Raw genomic sequence first — 23,435 nt, forward strand, 5'->3', positions numbered from 1 at the left:
TTTTATCCCGTTCCGAGAACGTTCTCGCCTGCCCCACTGGCCTTCAGCTCCAACCGGCGGGCGTGCAGAACCGGCTCGGTATAGCCGTTCGGCTGGGCGCGGCCCTGCAGCACCAGATCACACGCGGCCTGGAAGGCGATCGAATTCTCGAAATCCGGGGCCATCGGCCGATAAAGCGGGTCGCCCTCGTTCTGCCGGTCGACGACCGCCGCCATGCGCTTCATCGTCTCCATCACCTGATCGCGCGTACAAACGCCATGATGCAGCCAATTGGCGATGTGCTGCGAGGAGATGCGCAGCGTGGCGCGATCCTCCATCAGGCCGACATCGTTGATGTCCGGCACTTTCGAGCAGCCGACACCCTGGTCGATCCAGCGCACGACATAACCCAGGATGCCCTGGGCGTTGTTGTCGAGTTCCTTCTGGATCTCTTCGGGCGTCCAGTTCGGCCGCAGGGCGACGGGGATCGACAGGATGTCGTCGAGCTTGGCCTTCGGGCGGTTTTTGAAACCTTCCTGCACGGCGTGCACATCGACCTTGTGGTAGTGCGTCGCATGCAGCGTCGCGGCTGTCGGCGACGGCACCCAGGCGGTGTTGGCGCCGGCCTTCGGGTGAGCGATCTTCTCAACCAGCATCGCCGCCATCAGGTCGGGCATCGCCCACATGCCCTTGCCGATCTGGGCATGACCGGCAAGCCCGCACTCCAGGCCGGTGTCGACATTCCACGCTTCATAGGCGGAAATCCACGCCGCCTGCTTCATGTCGCCCTTGCGGATCATCGGGCCGGCTTCCATCGAGGTGTGGATCTCGTCGCCGGTGCGGTCGAGGAAGCCGGTGTTGATGAAGACGACGCGTTCGCGGGCTGCACGGATGCATTCCTTGAGGTTGACCGTGGTGCGGCGTTCCTCATCCATGATGCCCATCTTCAGCGTGTTGGGCTGCATGCCGAGCGCCTGTTCGACGCGGCCGAAAAGCTCGACAGCGAACGACACCTCCTCCGGCCCGTGCATCTTCGGCTTGACGATATAGACCGAGCCTGTCCGCGAATTGGCGCGGCGGCCATTAGGGCCGACATCGTGCAGCGCGATCAGGCTGGTGATCATCGCGTCCATGATGCCTTCCGGAACCTCATTGCCGTCGCGGTCGAGGATCGCCGGGTTGGTCATCAGGTGGCCGACATTGCGCACCAGCATCAGCGAGCGGCCGGGCAGAGTCAGTTTGCTTCCGTCGGGTGCCGTATAGTCGCGGTCAGGATTGAGCTTGCGCGTGAACGTCTTGCCGCTCTTCGAGACCTCTTCCTCTAAATCGCCCTTCATCAGGCCGAGCCAGTTGCGGTAGACGGCGACCTTATCCTCGGCGTCGACCGCGGCGACCGAGTCCTCGCAGTCCTGGATGGTGGTAATGGCCGATTCCAGAATAACGTCTGAAATTCCAGCCTCGTCTTGGCTTCCGATGACGTGTTGATCATCAAGGATGATTTCGATGTGAAGGCCGTTTCTCGATAAGAGCAACGAAGACGGATTGTCGACGTCACCTAGGTACCCCGCGAATTGTGAGGGATCGCGCAACCCACCCTCCGAGGAGCCCGTCATCAGTCGAAACTGACCATCTTTAATTTGAGAACTGGTCATGTTTGACCAGCTGTCTGTCTTCAACGGCACGCTGTCATCTAAGAATGCTCGCGCCCACGCGATGACTTTCTCGCCGCGCTTGGGATTGTAGCCATTGCCCTTTTCGGCGCCGTCGGTCTCGGGAATGGCATCGGTGCCGTAGAGTGCATCATAGAGCGAACCCCAGCGCGCGTTGGCGGCATTCAGCGCATAACGGGCATTCATCACCGGCACGACGAGTTGCGGACCGGCGACGGTGGCGATCTCCGGATCGACGTTTTCGGTGGTGACCTTGAAATCCGGACCTTCGTCCAGCAGGTAGCCGATCTCCTTGAGGAAAGCCTTGTAGGCCGCCATGTCGGACGGCGCGCCATTTTCGCGATGCCAGGCGTCGATCTTCTCCTGAATCTCGTCGCGCTTTTCGAGCAGCGCCCGGTTCTTCGGAGCGAGGTCGCGAACGATCTTGGCGAAGCCGGCCCAGAACTCTGCGAGCTTGATGCCGGTGCCCGGCATCGCGCGCTTGTTGACGAAATCGTAGAGCCCGCGATCGACCTGCAACCCGCCGACTTCGATTCGATTTGCCATGTCCAAAGCTCCGTTATGGCGCCCCCACAGGCGCGTATCGTTTCGCGGGTTCGGTGCATAGAAAAACCCTTCCACTTCCAGCTCTGCGCTGACGGAAAGGTTCGTGACGCCGGTCTGAACCCTGATGAATCGGTTTGCGGTATCAATCTCGCGAACATCCCGCACCACGCTATCGGCCGTCGGAAGTGCGCCGCCTGCCAACGATGTCTCCGCACCGCGCGGGATAACCGGAACCCGCAGATTGTGGCAAATTCTCATCGCCGCCGCTACCTCCTCGGTGGTGCGAGGCAGAACCACGGCGAGCAGCGGACATCGGTACGCCGTCAAACGCGTCGCATTCATATGCCTGGGTTTCCTCCGGGTCCGAGACGATCGCGTCCGCGGGCAGGACGGTACTCAACGCGGCGACGATCTCGGGCTTATGGGCGATGATCGCGGCGTCGGGAACGGGCATGGCGATGCTGGACATTGGCTCAATTCCGTCTGACCGAAAGCAGTGAATAACCGGACGCTCCTTCGCGCTCGCCTTCATCGAAGGCACACGAGATGCGCAGGCTCGCGACAAGCAGACTCACGAGCATCACAGCTATTTCCCGCGCGCCGCGCGAGAATCCGGAGCGAAGGGGAAGCGCGATATTCGCTGCGGCGGCTCGCCCGCGATGACCTTGGCGCGTCGAACGGCTGAGACCGAATCCGGAGCGCACGCAGCCGGCCCTGAATCATCCGCAATAGATAATCTTGTCCTTCTCAAGTCGCGATATTTCATCGTCGCCGATGTTGAGGATTGAATTGAGGATGTGCTTCGTATGCTCCCCAAGCATGGGGGGGCTGATGGTGTACTCAATTTCTGTCTGAGAGAATTTGATCGGATTGGCCACGAGCGGCACGGTCTTGCCCGTGGTGTGGGGAAGATTGATCTGCAATTCGCGATGGACGACCTGCGGATGCACGAATGCCTGGTCGAGTCGGTTGATCGATGCGCATGGTACGCCGATGGGTTCGAGAAGCGCGATCCAGTGCTCGGTTGGTTCCTGGGCAAGGCGTTCGGCCACGATCGGGATCAGAGCGTCGCGGTTTTCCAAGCGATCCGTGTTTGTGGTGAAACGGGGGTCGTCGCAGAGCACTTGCAGCCGGGACGCCGTGCAGAACTTCCTGAACTGCTGGTCGTTCCCCACCGCAAGCACGAATGATCCGTTGCTCGATTTGAACACCTGATAGGGCACGATGTTCGGATGGGCGTTTCCATATCGGCGCGGCGGCTTCCCCGTGGTCAGATAGTTCAAGTTCTGGTTGGCCAGAGCGGCAAGCTGGACATCAAGAAGCGCCATGTCGATATGCTGGCCCTCGCCCGTCCGCTCGCGATGCAACAACGCCGACAGCACACCTGTTGCGCTATACATTCCAGTGAGGAGATCGGAAATCGGGACGCCGACCTTCTGAGGGCCGCCGCCGGGCTTGTCGTCCGCCTCGCCCGTGATGCTCATCAGCCCGGATATGGCTTGGATGGCCATGTCGTATCCGGCTACGTTTTTCATCGGGCCGGTCTGGCCGTATCCCGTAATGGAGCAGTACACGATGTCCGGCTTTATGAGCCGGAGCGCTTCATAGTCTAGCCCATACCGTTTCATGTCGCCGACTTTATAGTTCTCTATGAGAACGTCGGTCTTCCTGACCAGAGATCGAACGATGTCCGCGCCTGCTTGCGTGGCGATGTCCACGCAAATCGAGTGCTTGCCGCGATTGGCGCTCAGGAAGTAGGCACTCTCGGTTGTTCCATCAAGATGCGGTGGCCCCCAGTGGCGAGTGTCGTCGCCGGTGAACGGGCGTTCGATTTTCCAAACCGTCGCCCCTAGATCGGCCAAGAGCTGCCCGAGCCAAGGGCCCGCAAGAATCCTCGATAAATCGAGAATTTGGTATCCGCTTAACGGTCCTGCCATATCAACAACCCACATTCGAGATTAATAGCTTCTTTACAGAAGCTGTGGGTAATGCGTAACTGGAGTTACCAGATTGGTCAATCCAATTTTGGCGCCCACCCATCCGGGGCAATATCAAATCCACGTCGCAGACATTGACGAAACTGCGAATCTGGTCTATCCAAATTGGTCTACAACAAGGCCGCCGGGAGGGCGGCCTGCGATGCCCGCACTGGGGATCACGTTTAGGGAGGTTTTGCTGCATGGCGCGAATATCGCTCCAAAATGTCTCCAAGTCGTTTGGTGGCGACCAGGGCCCTTGGGCCGTTAATAAATTCTCCCTAGAGGTAGAAGACGGCGAGCTCGTTGTTTTTGTCGGTCCTTCGGGATGCGGAAAATCGACGACACTGCGGATGATCGCTGGCCTCGACGACACCACGTCGGGCACCATCACGATCGGCGGGCGGGATGTCACCGGTCTGCCACCGAAAGATCGCAATGTTGCGATGGTCTTTCAGAACTATGCGCTGTATCCGCAGAAGTCGGTCTACGACAACATGGCGTTCGGCCTACGGGTGCGCGGTGAAGCGAAGCAGGAGATCGACCGGCGCGTGAGGGCTGCAGCGGCCAGCCTAGACCTCGAATCCCTGCTCCACCGCAAACCGCGACAGCTGTCGGGCGGGCAGATGCAGCGTGTGGCACTCGGGCGTGCGCTCGTGCGGGACCCCGATGTTTTCCTTCTGGACGAGCCGCTTTCCAATCTGGATGCGAAGCTGCGCGTCAAGATGCGGGAAGAAATCGCGACGCTCCATGCCCGTCTCGGGGCAACGATGATCTTCGTGACACATGACCAGGTCGAAGCAATGACGCTTGGAGACCGTATCGTGATCATGCGCGATGGCCTGATCCAACAGGCTGGGAAGCCTCTCGAACTCTACGATCGGCCTGCAAACACGTTCGTAGCCGGGTTTATCGGTTCGCCCGAAATGAACCTGATCGACGGGCAGTTGTCCGACGCAAGCGGGCGGCTCGAGGTGCGATCGGGAGACCTTTCGGTAGGCATACCAGAAAAGACCTTCGCCAGGAGCGGACAGAACGTGACGCTTGGAATCCGGCCCGAGCACCTCGTCATCTCTAACGGCTCGCCGCTTGAGATGACCGTGAACTTGGTCGAGCAGATCGGAGCGCAGACTTATCTCATGGGCACGCTGGCCGGCCATAAGATGCGTGCCGTCCTCCAGCGTCGTGATGAAATCCGCGCCGGTGACAAACTCCCTATCGCCTTCCCGAGTGAGCGGCTTCACCTGTTCGACTCCATTAGCGGTGCGTCGCTGCGGATGGCGCAAACGGGCGGCAAAATCGGCGTAATGGAAAATGCGTAATGGCCCCCTGCGAGAGCGGCGGGTCAGGCTGATACTGCGCCCCTGGACCGTGGAGGGCGTCACCGGACTTCAGTAGGAGCTCTGTGTCGCGTCCTAACGATAGCACCTCTGGAGCGTCATAAAGGAGGGTCAACGCTATACTCGATACCGGCGACGTTAATTCTTGGCATTTGGCTTGAACTGACAAGTTAACAAGGGAGGAGCAGGAAATGAGCATTTACATTCCAGGTAGAGTGAGAATGGCGGTAGGCTTGTCCGGCATGACCCGCCGCAACTTTCTTAAATCCGCTGCCGCCGTCGGAGCAGCAAGCCTCGCGGCGCCTGCGGTGGTGCGGGCCCAGTCCGGCGTCACGCTTCGGTTTCTCAACAACGAAACTTCGGTCGCTAGTCAGGCAGCCCTGAAAAAAGCGTGCGACGACTACGAAAGCAAATTCGGCGTCAAGATAATCGTCGATTCGAGCCCCATTAGCGGCACGATGCAAAAAGTGATGGCGGCGGTCGCTGCCGGCCAGCCCTATGACATCATGACTTCCGGGTTCATCGGCGGAATCTTGGAGTATATTCACGCCGGCGCCATCGTCCCGGTGACCGACCTGGTCAAAAAGTATGACTGGGGCAAGAAGGCCGCATGGGAGTATCAAGGTGAGAACTGGTACTATCCGTTCGATTACAACCTCGTCGTAAATTATTACCGGAAAGACCTCTATGCCCAGAAAGGTCTGAAGATACCGGAGACGTGGGACGACTTCTTGAAGAACTGCCAAGCGCTTACAGTCGTTAATGGTGGAAATGTTGACGTCGGCGGCTGTGTCATACCTCTTGCAAGCGACAGCTCGACCAACTGGGCGAGCTTCGGCAATATGTTCGCCGAAGGCGCGGAGCTCTTTGACAAAGACTGGAATGTCGTTTTCGACCAGGGCGAGAACGCTGATCGTGCCACGCGCTTCTTGGATTTCTACGGCGAGTTGTACAAGACGATGCCGCCCGGCATGAACGCCGTGAGTTATGCTCAACTAATGAGTCTCTTCGCCACCGGAAAGGCGGCACACAGTGTCTATTCTGGTCGGTTGGTCGAAGCGCTTGAAGCGACTAACCCAGAACTCGCCGATAAGTACGGAATATTCCCCTCGCCTGGTAGTACCGGTCAAAAGGCACTTTCATATGCTTTTGACGGCTTCTGCGTAGGGAAGTCGAACCAAAGCGAGGAGGCGATTAAGTTCCTTCAGTGGTTTGCAGAAGAGCATTACGTCGATTGGCTGCTTTCAGCATGGATGAACAACCATCCGGCGCGCCTGGACATCTATGAGAACGAGCGTTGGAAGAGCCATCCCATGATCAAGAAGCATTGGAATACGATGATGACGATGAAGTCCTACATTGAAGGCGACAACATCAAGATCATGGCAATCGACACCAGCGGTCCTTCGATCGACATGCGTGCTTGTAACGTATTCAACGCGAATGTCATGCCGGAAATGCTCCAGCAGAAAGTCCTCGGCAACGCCTCGTCGGCTGATTGCGTCGCCGCGACTGCGCAACGCATTCGCTCCGTCATCTAACTGCAGATCGGGGCGGCCTCCGCTGCCGCCCCGATCGTTCGTTCAAGGGATGATTCTTATGGTTCAGGACCGGCGAATTGTTGCATTGTTTATTGGCAGTATCTCCTTGCTCGCATTTATTATTGGCGGCCCGTTGATTTACGCGGTTATGCTATCATTCTATTCGGCCCGTTCGTTTATGAGCGAACCCGAGTGGGTCGGCCTGAGCAACTACATCAAGGTATTGCAAGATCCTCTTTTCTGGAATTCGTTGACGAACGGCCTCACAATCGCGCTTTCGTCGATTGTCCTGCAGGTAGTTCTGGGCGTTGGAATAGCGATGGTGCTTAACAAGCGCTTTGTTGGCCAGACCATTGCACGTTCGATCGCTATTCTTCCCTACTTCCTGCCGACAGTTGTCGCCTGCCTAGTGGCCCAATGGATTCTCGAGCCAAACTACGGATTGGTAAAGACCGCTCTGGCATCCATCGGTGTTGGAATGCTCGATTGGAGTTCTCATGCCTTCACGGCCAAAGGCACAATCATACTCGTCAGTGTGTGGTTGTGGACACCTTTTGTCGTAACCTGCGTTCTAGCTGGTTTGCAGACGATCCCAACGCAACTTTACGAAGCTGCTCGCGTCGATGGCGCCGGTGCTTGGACGCAATTCTGGCACATCACGATACCAGGCTTACGCTCGGTTCTGATCGTGGTCATCCTTCTGCGTGGCATCTGGATGTTCAACAAGTTCGATCTGATATGGCTTTTGACAAAAGGCGGGCCGCTCAACCAGACAGAGACCTTGCCTACCTTAGCCTATCGGAAGTCGTTTATTGAGTACAACCTGGGCGGGGGCGCCGCTGTGGCAACGATCTCCTTCCTCCTGCTCTCAGGCGTCATTCTCATCTATCTGCGCCTGTTCCCCATCGATGATGCAAAGCAAGGGCGATAAGAAATGAAGAGCCATGTAGAGCGATTGCCCGTTGATTCCAGTCGCCAGATACCTGAGCGCGAACCGATTCGTCCGAGATCGTCGCTGCAACACGGGAGCAAGGTTCAGGAAAGCACTTTCTGGAAACCATTCAAAAAGCTATCGGCAAAAATTGCCCTTTATGCAACCGTACTCGTTATCTGTCTTTATTCACTCTTTCCGATATACTGGATGATCATTTCGAGCCTAAGGCCCGCGGAACGCCTTTTTCTCGATACATCTCTCGTTTTCTGGCCGCCGGACCTGACGTCTTACGTCTCCCTCTTCCGGCAGACGAATTATATCGTCAATTTTCTGAACAGCGCTCTGATGGCGGTTGCGACGATTACCGTCTCCCTCGTGCTGTCGGCATTTGTCGCTTACGGCGCCACCCGGCTGCGCTTTCGGGGCAAGACTATGCTCGTTGCATCGATGCTTTTTGCCTACATGTTCCCACCCCTCATGCTGGCCATCCCAATGGCGGCAGCTTTCCGAACGATCGGCCTCACCGACACACTGTGGGGGCTGTTGATCGCCCATCTCGCAATTTCGCTGCCGCTGGCGGTGTGGTTGCTCTGGGGTTTCTTCAAGTCAATGCCGTTTGACCTTGAGGAGGCTGCGATGGTTGACGGCTGTTCTCAGTTCGAAGCGTTCATCAAGGTCGTCTTGCCATTGTCCGCTCCCGGGCTCATCACTGTCGCCATCTTCTCGTTCCTTCTCTCTTGGGCCGACTATGTGTTCGCGCTGATACTTATTATGAGCGACCAAAGAAAGACGCTCCCCGTTGCTCTGCAGTCGTTGCTCGGCGCGCATGATTTGCGTTGGGGTGAAGTCTTGGCCGGCGCTTCGCTGATAGCTCTGCCTTTGTTTGTAATATTTATCTTTTGCTATCGGTACTTCGTCGCCGGGCTGTCAGCGGGTGCGGTGAAGGGATGATCCCGTCAAAAAGCGGCGGAAGATCGGTCGCGTTTTGATCTGGATTCCAAAAGCATCACCATCGGGAGAAGGTTTATGGCGAGCTACGACTATATTATCGTTGGTGCAGGTTCGGCCGGATGTGTTCTGGCAACTCGCCTGAGTGAAGACGCTAATGTGAGCGTATTGCTGATTGAGGCGGGCGGGGGGAAGTCGATGTTTGTCGATATGCCCGCCGGAATCAAGGTTCTCTATACGAGCGGTCGATACAACTGGCGGTTTTGGACTGAGCCGCAGCAACATCTAGACAATCGCCGGATCTATATCCCCAGAGGGAAGGTCATAGGAGGGTCGTCATCGATCAATTCCATGATCGCTATGCGCTGCAACCCGTGGGACTACGATTCGTGGGCGTCTCGGGGCATGCCTCAGTGGAGCTTTGCCGCGATGCTCCCCTATTTGCGCAGGATTGAGGATGCGAGCCTGGTCGCTGAACCTGATAATGGAACGCGTGGGCACACCGGGCCCATTAAGCTTTCCTACGGGCCACGGCGCCCGACCGCCCAGGCGTTTGTCGACAGCCTCCTCGCCGCCGGTTTACCAGAGAACCATGGATTCAATGGACCCTCGCAGATAGGCGCAGGTTTCTACGAACTTACGATAGCAAATGGAAAGCGGTCCGGCTCATTCAAGTACCTGGAACGCGCCAAGGGACGCCCGAACCTCACCATCCTCTCCAATAGTCATGTTCGTCGCATTAACGTTGAAAGAGGTGGTGCCCGTGGCATCGTCCTGGTCCAGAACGGCCGCGAGAAGACGATCAACTGCGATCGAGAGGTTCTGCTGACGGCAGGCGCGATCGGATCGCCGCAGCTTTTGATGCTGTCTGGTATTGGGCCTGCTGATCATATGAAGTCTTTCGGCATCAAACCCGTTCACGATCTTCCGGGCGTGGGCGAGAATCTTCAGGACCACCTGGACCTCGCGGTTCGCTTCGAGTCATCGCAACCGACGACGTTGACCCCCTATATGGGCCTCCTGAGGGGCGGCATGGCCGGCGCTCGGTATATTCTCAAAGGCGATGGTCCGGCCGCTTCGCAGGCCGTGGAGGCGGGAGCGTTTTGGGGCCCTGACCGATCATCTCCGTTGCCGGAGTGGCAGGCACACTTTGCCAACGTCCTCCGCAATCCGCCGGCCGGCGAGCGTATCGCTCACGGTTTCGCTGTTCGCGTATGTCAGCTCAGGCCACAAAGTCGCGGTACGGTAAGATTGCGAAGCGGAGACCCCGCCGTTCCACCGGCGATCGACCCGCGTCTTGCTTCCGAACGTGCAGACCTCGAGAGCCTGAGAGATGGCACGCGCGATATGTGCGATATGATGATGCGCGGACCACTCAAGAACTTCATAAAACGTCCGTTGGATGCGGAAGTGTTCGGCAATCTCTCCGAGCAGGAGGCTTTCCTGCGAGCGCGGGCCGAGACGGTGTATCACCCCGTAGGGACCTGTCGCATGGGCGCTGACGATGCATCGGTCGTGGACCCGAGCATGAAAGTCCGCGGTGTTGATGGTGTACGGGTGATCGACGGTTCGGTGATGCCAACGCTTCTAAGCGGCAATACGAACCTGCCGATTATGGCGATCGCCGAAAAAATCGCTGACGAACTCATCCACGGCGAAAGCGTTTCGCGTGATCACCCGATCGCTGGGGAGATGCTTGCGCACGGGCGCCACGCGCCCTCCTCCTGAAAGCCTCCGTTTATCGTCCGAGGAACGCTGTAGCGGTGCGAAAAGCGCCCAGGCTGTTTTCGCAAATTTTTTGAACTCGCAGGGTACGATGGCCGATTTTGATGTTGACTTGGCAGTAATTGGTGGTGGTTCAGGCGGGGTCCGCGCCGCACGGGTCGCTGCTAGCTATGGAGCCAAGGTCATCGTTGCTGAAGGAGATCGGGTCGGCGGCACCTGCGTTATCCGTGGCTGCGTACCAAAAAAGCTTATGGTCTACGCTTCAGATCTCCAGAAAGAGATCGGGAACGCGGCTGGCTTCGGATGGTCGGTCCCCCCAGCAAAATTCGATTGGGGAGTATTGACGGCAAACAGAAACAGGGAAGTCGCCCGTCTCGAGATGGCATATACGTCGACGATCGAACGTTCGGGAGCGCGCCTAGTGAAAGAGCGCGCAACGTTCCAAGACGCACGCACCTTGCGTCTTGCCAATGGGGAGACGGTGCGCGCTCGAAATATACTTATTGCCACTGGCAGCACGCCGAACCACGGGGAGGCAATACCTGGCATCGAGCATGTCATCTCGTCCGACAAGGTCTTTGAGCTTCGTGAACTGCCGCAGCGGATCCTAATTCAAGGAGGGGGCTACATTGCGGTTGAGTTCGCATGCATATTCGCCGGTCTCGGTTCGAAAGTGACCTTGGTTTGTCGCAGCGACAACATCCTGCGCGGTTTTGATGAAGACGTAAGGGCACATGTTCGTCGTGCTCTGGAGGAGCAGGGAATTCTGGTCGTCACCTCCTGCTGGATCAACAGGGTTGACAGGATTGACGAAAGCAGCGGGCTATTGAAAGCTAGTCTTTCAAACGCTGAACAGCTCGTCGCAGACCAAGTCATGTTTGCGATTGGACGAAAGCCCAACACGCAGGACCTAAATCTCCAGAATTCTGGCGTTGCGCTAAGCCCTGACAGCGGCGGCGTCGCGGTCAACGAGAACTCGCAGACCAATGTGCCCCATATCTACGCGGTCGGCGACGTGACAAACCGCGTAAACCTTACCCCTGTAGCGGTGCGCGAGGGCCAGGCCTTTGCAGATTCGGTATTTGGCGAGCGTCCCACGCAGGTCGACTATGCGGATATCCCGACTGCGGTTTTCTCGCGTCCGGAAGTCGGATCCGTTGGGCTATCAGAGGCACAAGCCTGTGCCCTGTTTGAAAGGGTGGACATCTACAAAACGGATTTTCGGCCCATGAAGGTCGCCCTCTCCCACAGCTCCGAACGAATGATGATGAAGCTCGTCGTAGATGCAGATTCCGGGAGGGTTGTCGGCTGCCATATTGTCGGATCAGGCGCGGCGGAGATCATCCAGGCAGTTGCGATTGCGATAAGAATGAAAGCCGTAAAGGAGGACTTTGATGCAACAATGGCTCTTCATCCAACAGCGGCGGAAGAACTTGTCACGATGCGGACACCGACCAAGCGCTGCGTTCGATAATGCATTTGTGTAGTCAGTCGGACTCTTCTTGCTTCACCTCAATGCGCTGGGAAGACCATGCTGAGGCGGTCGAACTTCGGTCTTAGGGGTGCTCGCAGCTCTCATCTTTGCTACCATGAAAGCTAATAACGGCTAATCACATGAACAGCCCCTCTAACCGCGTGTGGATAATAGTCAACGATGGATTCGAAGGCGTTGCGATAAGCTATTTGGACGTCTCAGCTGCTGGCAACTTCCAGCAGCCTTCAACTCATCCATTTTCACTCGTGAGAACAATTCGTCGATTTATCAGCAATTTATGTCGATCAGCATTCACGAGGACATATTAGCACATGCCTCTGTCGAGCCACGCATTTCCTAATCGAAGTGCTCTGAGTCAACCGCAGCACTCTGAATAGCCACAGGATCTCGGAGGCTCCATGTGCGGATGTATATGGACCCCGCCCAATTGCAACAGTCGGCTGGATCAGGATCGATGGTCACAACTGCTGATGTATATCCGGCTGCGTGATGCGGCTGGACAACGTCTTCGCCGCGAGCCTCGATGGGTTGATGGGTTTTCGCCGCTTCCACCTCAAAGCCCCGATGACATTGGTTAACGCCATGCCGGTCCACACATCAGGTTCTGGAAGCGACGGGGTGACCGTTTCGCCATCTCCTGCCATTGGCTGCAATTGGCGGGGTGGGACCTCCTTTAGTTATTGGCCGCTTCTATTCAGGCCGCCTTCACCGACAGCGCGGCCCCTTTGCGGAAGTCGACCGGCGTGCTCGCAACATAAACCGTCACGCCCGAAGGGATGCTTGAGTACGTTCAGCTGGCGTATCTGGTCTGGTCGGTGCAGGTGCGCCAGCGGACGCAGCTGATCGACGCTTTGCGCGGGCATCTTGCCGAACGCGGCATCATCGCACCACAAGGTCCGGCTCACCTGAAAACCTTAGCTGCCGCGATTGATGCCGCCGAACCAGCGATGCCCCAACTGGTCCTCGACCTTGGTCGCGTACCTCGAGCAGGTCGACCGGTTGAGCCGCGAAGATTGGAGAGCTGGAGAAATCCTTCGCCGTGAAGCCCCACGCGGGGAGGATACACCCACCTTCGGACCACGCCGGGAATTGGCCCGATCACGGCCATGGCGGTGGAAGCGTGTGCGCCCCCAATGGCGACCTTAAGCGAGGTCGCGACTATAGCGGTGGCGCAGTTCGGAGCGTGATCTGCTCCGAGAGCCATTGACTGAGAAAACTGGATATGCCAAATTGGTCAAACCAGATCGCGATGTTTTCCCAAACGATGCGCACCTGGATGGTTGGACGTCGAAAATCTCGAAGGAGGAAGCGCCGTGGCGAAGGAAAAGAGCGGCTACTATGGCACGCGAAGGAAATTCTGGTCGTGGGGATATGAAGGTGAAGATAACTCCCAGGACGAAATCCGTACCATGCGAGACCGCGTGGAGCAGCGGCTTGGGATTAAGGATATCGAAGTTCTCTCGGACCCGACCCTTGATGAGATTGAACTTTATCCGTCGCGCATAAAGATCCCGCGAACGCTGGAAGATTTCTGCACCACGGAAAAGTGGGACAGAGTTGTCCATACCTACGGTAAGGGTTTTAAGGACATGACCCTTATCTACCGGCGCGATTTCAAGAAGGCTCCGGACGTCGTGGCCTATCCGCGCGACGAAGAAGATATTGCCGCCATCTTCGACTGGTGTGGCGAAAACGGCTATGCATGCATACCGTATGGCGGTGGATCGAGCGTCACAGGAGGCTTCTGGGGTCCCGAGCGCGACGCCTTTCCCGGCGTGGTCGTTATTGACCTGGGCAACCTCAACCAGATTCTCGAAATCGACCCTGTGTCACGCTGCGCGCGGATCCAGGCAGGCATTCTCGGGCCGGCTCTGGAAGAACAACTGAAGCCGCACGGCCTCACCCTGCGCCATATTCCGCAATCGTGGGAATTCTCATCGCTGGGCGGCTGGATCGCAACCCGGTCGTCCGGTCACTATGCGACCCATCTCACGCATATCGACGACATGGTGGAAAGCCTGCGCGTCGTCACGCCAGCGGGGACGATCCAGAATCGCCGGCTGCCTGCCTCAGGTGCGGGACCAAATCCGGATCGCATGTTCATCGGGTCTGAAGGCACGATGGGCATCATCACTGATGCATGGATGCGTCTGCAGGGGCGTGTGAAATTCCGTGCGAATGCATCGATCTCCTTCAAGTCGTTCTATGAGGGTGCCAAGGCCGTCCGTCAAATCACCCAAGCGGGACTGTTCCCGGCGAACGCTCGCTATCTCGACGAGCAGGACGCCAAATTCTACGGCGCTGGAGACGGCACCGATTCCGTCTTGCTGCTGGGCTTCGAATCCGCCGACCATCCGGTGGACGCATGGCTGGAGCGTGGTCTCGAAATCTGCAAGGACTTCGGTGGCGTCGTGAAGCAGCGCGCGGGAACAGCAGACAACGCGCTGGAAACCAGCCGCAGCGGGCCGCAGGGTAACTGGCGGCACCAGTTCAGGTATCTGCCCCGGCTGATGCATACGCGCGCTGCGATGGGAATCGTGAGCTTCACGTTCGAAACCGCCTATACTTGGGATCGGTTCGAAGAAGTCGATACCGAGATCATGCGTCGCGTGCGAACGGCCCAGAAGGAACATCTTGGCGGTGGCATCGTCTGCCGCAGGTTCTCCTTCCTGTATCCGGACGGTCCGGCTCCATACTACTCGATCATGGCTCCTTCGACACATGCCAACAGCCTCGAAGCCTATTCGATGCTCCACGACGTGGCGTCGGACGCCCTAATAGAGCTCGGCGCCACCATCACGCACCATCATGCTGTCGGCAAATCGTTCCGTCCTTGGTACGACAAAGAAGTCGATCCGTTGTTCCGCCGTGTGCTGGCAGCCGCCAAGACCGAGCTGGACCCGAAGTGGATGTTGAATCCTGGGCTGATCGTCGACAAGCCCACAGGGCTCAAGATCGTCGGATAGGGGTTCTTCAGCGATGATTGATCTATACTTCTGGCCAACCCCCAACGGGTATAAAGCCGCTATAATGCTTGCAGAGCTGGACTTGGAGTACCGTGTTATTCCGGTTGATATAACCGCAGGAAAGCAATTTGAGCCGGAATTCCTGAAGATCAATCCAAACAACAAAGTGCCGGCCATCGTTGACCACGATGGCCCGCACAACAAGCCTTACGCTGTTTTTGAATCGGCGGTTGTTCTACTCTATCTTGCGGAAAAGTCCGGAAAGTTCCTTTCTCAGGACCCGGAAAAACGATACGATACGCTAAAGTGGCTTGTGTTTCAGAATACCACGATGGGCCCAATGCTGGGCCAAGCACATCATTTCATGGTGTATGCGACTGAGAAGATCGATTACGCCATCGAACGTTACGACCGGGAAGTTGGTCGAATATACAACATTCTCGAGAAGCGCCTTGCCGAATATGAATATCTCGCCGGCGAGTATTCTATCGCTGACATCAGCACATTCCCTTGGGTTCGCACGCGGAAATTGCATCGACGCGACCTGTCGGAGTACCCGAACATTGATCGTTGGTACCAGGCGATCAAAGACCGTCCGGGGGTTCGTGCGGGCATAGACACATTGTCCGACAGCAAGCAGTGGGAAGCGAAGCCGGGCACCGACGCTTGGAAGAATATGTTCGGAAAGAACGGCAGTTCGTAACAATCACACAAAATCCTCCCAGGCCTCAGGCGCGGCGGTCTATTCGTCGCGCCTGAGGCCGCGTAGGGGCAGTTGATGCAGGGCGGTCCCTATGGGGCTGGCGCAGGATCTTGGAAATTTTGCGCGGCCGAAATGCCGTTTGAAATCGCCCAATACGTGACCACGAACTCGGCTGATGGATCCACTATCTACTTGACAGCCAGTAAATTGGATGACCAAATTGGATATACCAATTGCCGCGCAGGCTATCAGGATTTGGGGAAATTGAGATGGATTTTTTGGCCGAGCTGCCTCGTCGCATTCATATGATCTTGGAGGAAGGGGCAACGTTCGGCGACTCCCGTATCGCCTTTACAGATGAAAACGGGATTGATTGGTCCTTCCGCCGGCTGATCGACACGGTCGCAGCTGTCTCTGATGAAATGCGACAACTCGGGGTTCGGCAGGGTGATCGGGTGATGATCATCTGCGAAAACTCGATCAGGGCTGTGGTTCTAATGTATGCAGCAAGCCGGTTGGATGCATGGGCGGTGCTAGCGAATGCCCGGCTCAGCAAGCATGAACTTGCCCTTATTGAAGAGGATTGCCAGCCGCGGCGTATATTTCGCACCGATTCCAACTTGTCTGCACAAAATGCGGACGACGGCAATGCTGATGTTCGGCTCTTTACTGATATCGGCGCCGTAACGGTTGGTCCGTTAAATGAGAACAGCCAGCCGGAAGAAGTTCACGAAGGATCCGCAGAGCAAGTCGCCGTTCTGATCTATACTACCGGGACCACGGGGCGCCCTAAGGGCGTCATGCTTAGCCATCGCAATTTGATTTTCGTCTCAAGCAGGGGAAGACGAACACAGTCTCTCGCTCCCGATGATGTCGCCCTGTGTGTCATGCCGATATCTCATTCGTACGGGCTCGTGTTGATGCAAGGCATGTTGTACGCTGGCGCGCGTATGAAAATTATGCCACGATTTTCACTACAGGAGGCCCTAGATGCTGTTCGCAGCGGAGAGTTGACGGTTTTCAACGCCGTTCCAGCCATGCTGACACGGGTGGTGGCACATGTTGAACAGACGGGCGAAAAGCTCACGCCAAATAACCTCCGGTACGTCTACACGGGCACCGCGCCGCTCGACCTGTCACTGCGTAAAAATGTCGAACGGCTGTTCGGCGTGGTCTTACAGAACGGATACGGATTGACTGAAACGTCGCCGACGATCAGCCGGTCTCACTATTCGATTGGCACCGACGACATCCATATTGGTCCACCGATAGAAGGGGTCGAGATCCGGATCGTCGGGCCTGACGGTCTCGATGTCCCAGAGGGAAAGCCGGGAGAATTGCTGGTCCGGGGCCCCAATGTGATGTTGGGATACTATCGCCAGCCGAAAGCGACCGCCGAAGTTATCGACGAGGATGGCTATCTTCACACAGGCGATATCGTCAGTCGCAACGAACGCGGCGAACTGGTTATTCAAGGCCGATCAAAGGAATTGATCATTCGCTCCGGCTTCAATGTCTATCCTCCGGAAGTCGAAGCCGCCCTGAATGCACATCCCAGCATTCTAAATTCCGCCGTGCTCGGACGTCCTGTTGAGGGAAATGAGGAAATTATTGCCTTCGTTGAAATGTTGCCTGAACGGCAGTGCGAGGTGGATGAGATTAAGTCCTTTCTGAAGAGCCGCCTTGCCCAGTATAAGCTGCCGCAACAGATTATCGTTATGCACGATTTGCCGGTCGCTCCGAATGGAAAGATAAAGAAGAACGACTTGAAGAAATATCTCTAGATAGTTTGAGCTGTCGGTTCGACACTTCCTTCCGAAGCGCTCTGGACCATGAGTCCGACCCATATAGTATCTCCGACAAGGTCCGCAATCCCGCAAAAAACTCGATATGGAGAACCCGCCTCGCCATGACAACCTTGCATGCTAACCTGATCGATGGAGCTTGGGTCGAAGGCGAAGCCGCGCCGAACATTAACCCCTCCAACACCAACGAAGTCGTCGGCACCTATGCGCGTGCTACTCGAGCTGACTCCCAAGCCGCGATCGCCGCCGCTAAACGTACGTTCCCGACATGGTCGCGCACGAGCCCTTTGGAGCGTCACGCGGTGTTGCGCAAGGCGGCAGACGAAATTCTCGCCCGCAAGGACGAACTCGGCCGACTTTTGTCGCGCGAGGAAGGCAAATCGTTGGCCGAAGCAGTCGGCGAAACGATTCGTGCGGCCCAGGTTTTCGATTACTTCGCGGGCGAAACGCTACGGCTGGCCGGCGAAACGTTGCCCTCTGTGCGTCGGGGTGTCGTGGTGGATGTGACGCGTGAGCCGGTCGGCGTGATCGCTATCATCACGCCGTGGAACTTCCCAATCGCCATTCCGGCGTGGAAAATTGCGCCGGCGCTCTGCTACGGCAACACTGTGGTATTCAAGCCGGCTGATCTCACCCCTGGCTGCGCTTGGGAGCTGGTTGACATTCTCCACCGCGCCGGGCTGCCAAAGGGCGTACTCAATCTCGTAATGGGCCGTGGTTCGGTCGTCGGCCAGACCATGCTCGATAGCCCCGACGTAGATGCGATAAGCTTCACAGGCTCAGTGGAGACCGGCCGGCGTGTGGCGGCCTCCTGCGTCGAACACGGCAGGAAGTTCCAACTCGAGATGGGCGGTAAGAATCCGCTGGTCGTGCTCGATGATGCGGACCTCAACGTGGCGGTCGACTGCGCCGTCAACGGTGCATACTTCTTAACTGGCCAGCGCTGCACGGCTTCCTCACGGCTGATCGTCACCGAAGGCATCCACGATCGTTTTGTCTCGGCAGTTACCGAAAAGCTTAGGAGCCTCGTCGTCGACGACGCGCTCAAGCCGGGAACGCAGATCGGTCCGGTGGTGGACGAGAACCAACTCAGTCAGGACGAGAAGTATATCGCCATTGGCCGTGAGGAGGGCGCTAAGCTGGTGTGTGGAGGCGAAAGGCTGAACCGTGAGACGCCCGGCTTCTTCTTGCAGCCTGCCTTGTTCACCGAGGCAACCAATAATATGCGCATCAGCCGCGAAGAGATTTTTGGTCCCGTCGCGGCGGTAATTCGTGTCAAGAATTATGAAGAGGCGCTGGAGACCGCGAACGATACGGCATTCGGCCTGTCCTCGGGGATCTGCACGGCCAGCCTGAAACATGCGACGCACTATAAGCGCAATGCCGACGCCGGCATGATTTTTGTCAATCTGCCCACTGGCGGCGTCGACTTCCATGTGCCGTTCGGCGGCCGCAAGGCATCGAGCTTCGGCCCTCGCGAACAGGGCCGCTACGCCGCCGAGTTCTACACGACCGTCAAAACGGCCTATACGCTGGCCTGACGGGCTAATGCCGGTCCGCTTACCAGCCCCGAGGTGCCCGCGCCGTGACGGCTTCGCCCATGGCGCAGGCCGCTGGAACGATCCCGCCGGGGCGACCTTGCCTCGCTCGGCCGCGCGAGAGTCGAATAACACCTGCCGCGATTGCCAGGCAGGTACTGGCGGCGCCAATTACTCAGGGAAGAAGCAGCTCGTGCAGCCGGAACGCTTCGTGAGGTCGAAGCATGCTCGGGATCTGCCAAATAATGCACTCTGCGATACTACGAGGTCGGCGCCTGAACTAGAGCAAGAGATGTTCCCACGGGCCTCCTAGGAAGCCGTGATAGCGGATCAACCACCAGTTCCTGCTGTTCGATCAGCCGGCGAAAATTCTGCTTGTGGACCAGACGGCCGGCATGCGCCTCCACCGCGCGCTGCTGCAACTGCAGCAGCGTAAACTGCGGCGGCATCAGTTTGAACACGCGTGATCTGGTCGAAAAGCCAGTCGTTCCGGCCGTCTGACTCTAGAGGAATTCGCCCGATGCAAGCCTTCACCTTCAATACGACCCCCTCGATCGTCTTCGAAGCCGGTTCGGCCAAGCGCTTCGGCGCGATCGCAGGCAAACGGCTGGGCCCGACGGTGCTGTTCGTGACCGATCCCGGCCTGCGCAAACTCGGCCTGTGCGACGCAGCCATCGCCTCACTGGAAAGCGTCGGAGCGTCGGTTGCGATTTTCGATTCCGTTGAAGCCGATCCTTCGCTGGCGACCGTGATGAAGGCGGTGGAAAATGGTCGTTCAGCCGGCGCGACCGGCGTCGCAGGCTTCGGCGGCGGCTCGTCGCTCGACGTGGCGAAAGTGGCCGCACTTCTTCTCGGCTCCGGCGAAGACATCGACGGCGCCTGGGGCGTGGCGCAGGCGAAGGGACCGCGCCTGCCTCTGGTGCTGGCGCCCACCACGGCAGGAACAGGCTCGGAAGTCACCCCGGTTTCAATCATTACCGTCGGTGACGAGGAGAAGCGCGGCGTGTCCAGCGCTATCATCCTGCCGGACATTGCGGTGCTCGATCCGGAACTAACGCTGGGCCTGCCGCCGGCAATCACCGCAGCCACCGGCGTCGACGCGATGGTGCACGCAATCGAAGCCTATGCCTCGAAGAACGCCAACAACAATCCGCTGTCGAAGATGCTGGCCAGACAGGCCCTGCAACTCATCGGCGCCAGCATCGAAAAAGCGGTGCTTGACGGTAAGGATGTCGAGGCGAGGGGGGCGATGTTGCTCGGCTCCATGCTCGCCGGTCAAGCCTTCGCCAATTCGCCGGTGGCCGCCGTCCACGCGCTTGCCTATCCGATCGGGGGGACGTTCCATGTCCCGCACGGCCTCTCGAACGCACTTGTCCTGCCGCATGTCCTGTGCTTCAACGCGCCCGACGCCGCCCATCTCTACGCCGAGATCGCCACGGACGCTTTCCCACGTCTCGCACAAGAGGAAGGTGTGCAGGGGCGCTGCGCGGCGTTCATTGAGGAACTGGCCTCGCTATCGAAAAGACTTGGCCTGCAGCCGCGCCTGCGGGATGTCGGCATCGGCGAAGAGCATCTGAAAAAGATGGCGGCGGATGCGATGAAGCAGCAGCGGTTGTTGGTCAACAATCCGCGCAATGTCTCGGAGCCGGATGCGCTCGCCATCTATCGCGCGGCATGGTGAGACGATGAGCGAGCGGTCTTCACCCACGTCGCGCAATGCCTACAACGCGTTTCGCACAATCACCACGGCTGGATGGATAACGACATCTATGGTGACATGAACAAATGCGGTGCATTATTCGCTGTTCGACACTGCGGTGAATGGCTGGCTGATCGGCGAGGGCCTGCTGGACATCCATGGCGGCGACCAGATTGGGCTCGTCGTCGAAACCGGGTGCCGCTATTTTTCTGAACTTGCTTTCCCCGATAAGGTAACGGCCGGTATCCGCGTCGCCAGGCTCGGAACGTCCTCCGTTCGCTATGAGGTTGCCCTGTTTCGGAATGAAGAAGAGATCGCCGCGCTGAAGGCTTCTTCGTCCACGTCTAGCTAGGGAAGGAGGTCGGCAACGCTCCTCACTGTGCGGTCAGAATACCGGCACCAGGGAGACATCTCCAAGACGCCGTCAGCTTGTCAGCAATCAGTCTGCTTGCCGTCCCCGGGCCCAGCAATCGCAGAAGCTACCCCACGCTCCAGTTTACCCGGAATGGCGCTGTTGTAGGGGTCAGAACAAGCACCGCAATCAGATCCACGTTCACTTCGTGGCCCTGGTCCCGTTTTCTGGTTCTCCTCAGTGTTTTTGGAGGGAGTATCTTCCATTGCGTACGGCTTGTGTCCGAAGCCTCCGTCGAGGCTGATTGGTTCAACTTCCGACGAACGTGGACTGCCCCCGACCAGCCGTCAACGTCTCCGGCGACATGAAGTTTTTGTTCTTCGCATCTGCACAAAATTGTGCCAAACGCCCTCAGGCGGTTAACGTAAGGGAAGGAATGCCATGAGCGCGACAGGTGAAGTGAAGGCCCTGACGCCCCCCGATATCGTGTCACACAAGGGTGGGACGCCGCTGGTTTGTCTCACTGCCTACACGACACCGATGGCGAGGCTTGTCGATACCACCTGCGATATCGTGCTTGTCGGTGACAGCGTTGGCATGGTGCTGCACGGCTTGCCGTCCACGCTGGGCGTCACGCTCGACATGATGATCATGCACGCACAAGCGGTGCGCCGTGGCATCGAGCGGGCACTGATGGTTGTGGACATGCCGTTCGGGTCCTATGAGGAAGGGCCCGAACAGGCCTTTCGCAATGCCGCCCGGCTGATGGCCGAGACCGGCTGCGCCGCCGTCAAGCTCGAGGGCGGCGAGAGTATGGCGGAGACGATCCAGTTCCTGGTCGCGCGCGGCATTCCGGTGATGGCGCATGTCGGCCTGACACCACAGGCAGTCAATACTTTTGGCGGCTACAAGGTGCAGGGGCGTGGCAACGATGCGGAACGCATCTTGCGCGATGCCGACGCGGTTTCAAAAGCCGGCGCGTTTGCCGTTGTGCTGGAGAAGGTGCCGGAAGCGCTCGCTCGCAGGATTACCGCCGACATTGCCATCCCCACCATCGGTATCGGCGCCTCGTCAGCCTGTGACGGCCAAATCCTGGTGGTCGACGACATGCTTGGCATGTTCACGGACTTCCGGCCGAAATTCGTCAAGCGCTACGCTGAACTCGGGGAGCGGGCACAAGCCGCGATCGCAGCCTACGCAAACGAAGTGCGCGAGCGGCGCTTTCCAGGTGCAGAGCATGTCTTTCGCGATCAGCCCAAAACGATCAAGGGTGGAGAAGCGGCATGAATGTTCCGATTGTCAGGGCCGTGGCGGATCTTCGCACGATCGTTGCGGGATGGCGTCGCGAAGCAGCCAGCATTGCTGTGGTGCCCACTATGGGTGCCTTGCATGAAGGGCATCTCAGCCTGGTGCGTGCCGCGCTCGAAAAGGCCGACCGGGTGATCGTGACGCTGTTCGTCAATCCAAAGCAGTTCAACAGCGCAGCCGATCTTGCCGCCTATCCGCGTACCGAGGTGGAGGACGCTGCAAAGCTGGCGCCACTGGGTGCGCATCTGCTTTACGCGCCGGACGCTGCTGAAATCTATCCGGAGGGTTTTGCCACCGCGGTTTCGGTCGGCGGCGTCAGCGAGGGCCTGTGCGGCGCGTTTCGGCCGGGTCATTTCGATGGCGTCGCCACCGTCGTCGCCAAACTGTTCCTGCAGACCGGAGCCGATCTCGCGTTTTTCGGCGAGAAGGATTTCCAGCAGCTTCATGTGGTTCGCCGCATGGCGCGGGATCTGGACATTCCGATCACCGTCATCGGCTGTCCGACAGTCCGCGAAGAAGACGGGCTGGCGCTCTCTTCGCGCAACGTCCGGCTCTCACTGGCGGAGCGACTGGCTGCACCGAAGCTCGCGTCGATTCTGCACACAGCAGCCGGACAGATCGCCAACGGAGCGCCGGTCAGCCTGACACTGGCTGAGGCGCGCGCTGCCATCCTTTCGGCAGGCTACCGGGAGGTGGAATATCTGGAATTGCGAGCAGACGCCGATCTTCGGCCTTTGAACGCACTTTACTGTCCCGCGCGTCTGCTGGTGGCCGCCTGGCTCGGCAACACACGACTGATCGACAATGTCGAAGTTGTTCCCCTGCTGTCGCTTAGCAGTTAACCGAAAGAATGCGCCGGTTTGGTTCGGGTTGACCATTTAATCATGAGAATATGGGCTGCGGGATTCTC

17 protein-coding genes and 2 pseudogenes are annotated in these 23,435 nt (G+C 58.0%); 15 read left to right on the forward strand and 4 right to left on the reverse strand.

Going from position 1 to position 23,435, the window contains the following annotated elements; translation table 11 throughout:
• Nucleotides 1-2 precede the first annotated feature (2 nt).
• The 3 genes and pseudogenes from IG197_RS30755 to IG197_RS30765 all read right to left on the reverse strand — a co-directional run bounded on the left by IG197_RS30755 (nt 3) and on the right by IG197_RS30765 (nt 4,132).
• Nucleotides 3-2,195 (reverse strand): malate synthase G, encoded by a 2,193-nt coding sequence (locus tag IG197_RS30755; RefSeq protein ID WP_093037335.1) that lies wholly within the window; start codon nt 2,193-2,195, stop codon nt 3-5.
• A gap of 45 nt (nt 2,196-2,240) precedes the next feature.
• Nucleotides 2,241-2,664, reverse strand: a pseudogene (locus IG197_RS30760) (FAD-binding oxidoreductase); the annotation flags it as partial.
• Nucleotides 2,665-2,914: 250 nt separating this feature from the next.
• Nucleotides 2,915-4,132: a CaiB/BaiF CoA-transferase family protein gene (locus IG197_RS30765; RefSeq protein ID WP_093037338.1), complete on the reverse strand. Its 1,218-nt coding sequence runs from the start codon at nt 4,130-4,132 to the stop codon at nt 2,915-2,917.
• A gap of 242 nt (nt 4,133-4,374) precedes the next feature.
• Here IG197_RS30765 and IG197_RS30770 point away from each other — a divergent pair, with 242 nt between their 5' ends.
• The 11 genes from IG197_RS30770 to IG197_RS30820 all read left to right on the forward strand — a co-directional run bounded on the left by IG197_RS30770 (nt 4,375) and on the right by IG197_RS30820 (nt 19,169).
• Nucleotides 4,375-5,493, forward strand: coding sequence for an ABC transporter ATP-binding protein (locus IG197_RS30770; RefSeq protein WP_093037028.1), 1,119 nt, complete (start codon nt 4,375-4,377; stop codon nt 5,491-5,493).
• Between the two features lie 209 nt (nt 5,494-5,702).
• On the forward strand, nt 5,703-7,052 hold the full coding sequence (locus tag IG197_RS30775; RefSeq protein ID WP_192320713.1) for an ABC transporter substrate-binding protein: 1,350 nt from the start codon (nt 5,703-5,705) through the stop codon (nt 7,050-7,052).
• A gap of 58 nt (nt 7,053-7,110) precedes the next feature.
• Complete coding sequence (locus IG197_RS30780; RefSeq protein WP_093037034.1) at nt 7,111-7,983, forward strand: carbohydrate ABC transporter permease; 873 nt, start codon at nt 7,111-7,113, stop codon at nt 7,981-7,983.
• A gap of 3 nt (nt 7,984-7,986) precedes the next feature.
• Nucleotides 7,987-8,937 (forward strand): carbohydrate ABC transporter permease, encoded by a 951-nt coding sequence (locus tag IG197_RS30785; RefSeq protein ID WP_093037037.1) that lies wholly within the window; start codon nt 7,987-7,989, stop codon nt 8,935-8,937.
• Nucleotides 8,938-9,012: 75 nt separating this feature from the next.
• Nucleotides 9,013-10,662 (forward strand): GMC family oxidoreductase, encoded by a 1,650-nt coding sequence (locus IG197_RS30790; RefSeq protein ID WP_093037040.1) that lies wholly within the window; start codon nt 9,013-9,015, stop codon nt 10,660-10,662.
• An 88-nt stretch (nt 10,663-10,750) separates the two neighbouring features.
• On the forward strand, nt 10,751-12,133 hold the full coding sequence (gene gorA, locus IG197_RS30795) for a glutathione-disulfide reductase (protein WP_093037043.1): 1,383 nt from the start codon (nt 10,751-10,753) through the stop codon (nt 12,131-12,133).
• A gap of 797 nt (nt 12,134-12,930) precedes the next feature.
• Nucleotides 12,931-13,197, forward strand: coding sequence for a hypothetical protein (locus IG197_RS30800; protein ID WP_139274565.1), 267 nt, complete (start codon nt 12,931-12,933; stop codon nt 13,195-13,197).
• 270 nt (nt 13,198-13,467) lie between these two features.
• On the forward strand, nt 13,468-15,120 hold the full coding sequence (locus IG197_RS30805; RefSeq protein ID WP_093037046.1) for an FAD-binding oxidoreductase: 1,653 nt from the start codon (nt 13,468-13,470) through the stop codon (nt 15,118-15,120).
• A 13-nt stretch (nt 15,121-15,133) separates the two neighbouring features.
• Nucleotides 15,134-15,823: a glutathione S-transferase N-terminal domain-containing protein gene (locus IG197_RS30810; protein WP_093037049.1), complete on the forward strand. Its 690-nt coding sequence runs from the start codon at nt 15,134-15,136 to the stop codon at nt 15,821-15,823.
• A 269-nt stretch (nt 15,824-16,092) separates the two neighbouring features.
• Complete coding sequence (locus IG197_RS30815; RefSeq protein ID WP_093037052.1) at nt 16,093-17,607, forward strand: class I adenylate-forming enzyme family protein; 1,515 nt, start codon at nt 16,093-16,095, stop codon at nt 17,605-17,607.
• 125 nt (nt 17,608-17,732) lie between these two features.
• On the forward strand, nt 17,733-19,169 hold the full coding sequence (locus IG197_RS30820; protein ID WP_093037055.1) for an aldehyde dehydrogenase family protein: 1,437 nt from the start codon (nt 17,733-17,735) through the stop codon (nt 19,167-19,169).
• Nucleotides 19,170-19,501: 332 nt separating this feature from the next.
• Here IG197_RS30820 and IG197_RS36950 read toward each other — a convergent pair.
• Nucleotides 19,502-19,636: pseudogene (locus IG197_RS36950) on the reverse strand (hypothetical protein); the annotation flags it as partial.
• 50 nt (nt 19,637-19,686) lie between these two features.
• Between IG197_RS36950 and IG197_RS30830 the strand changes: the two are divergent.
• From IG197_RS30830 to panC, 4 genes are all read left to right on the forward strand, one after another.
• A complete protein-coding gene (locus tag IG197_RS30830; RefSeq protein ID WP_093037061.1) occupies nt 19,687-20,847 on the forward strand; it encodes an iron-containing alcohol dehydrogenase in 1,161 nt (386 codons plus the stop codon).
• Nucleotides 20,848-20,956: 109 nt separating this feature from the next.
• Complete coding sequence (locus IG197_RS30835) at nt 20,957-21,217, forward strand: thioesterase family protein (protein WP_334155710.1); 261 nt, start codon at nt 20,957-20,959, stop codon at nt 21,215-21,217.
• Nucleotides 21,218-21,658: 441 nt separating this feature from the next.
• On the forward strand, nt 21,659-22,504 hold the full coding sequence (panB, locus tag IG197_RS30840) for a 3-methyl-2-oxobutanoate hydroxymethyltransferase (RefSeq protein ID WP_093037064.1): 846 nt from the start codon (nt 21,659-21,661) through the stop codon (nt 22,502-22,504).
• The gene (gene panC, locus IG197_RS30845; protein ID WP_093037067.1) at nt 22,501-23,367 is read left to right on the forward strand and encodes a pantoate--beta-alanine ligase; all 867 of its coding nucleotides are present in this window, start codon (nt 22,501-22,503) and stop codon (nt 23,365-23,367) included. Before panB ends, panC begins: the two co-directional genes overlap by 4 nt.
• The last annotated feature ends 68 nt before the right edge of the window (nt 23,368-23,435 follow it).

This window comes from Aminobacter sp. SR38 (assembly GCF_014843375.1).
Taxonomy (GTDB): domain Bacteria; phylum Pseudomonadota; class Alphaproteobacteria; order Rhizobiales; family Rhizobiaceae; genus Aminobacter; species Aminobacter ciceronei.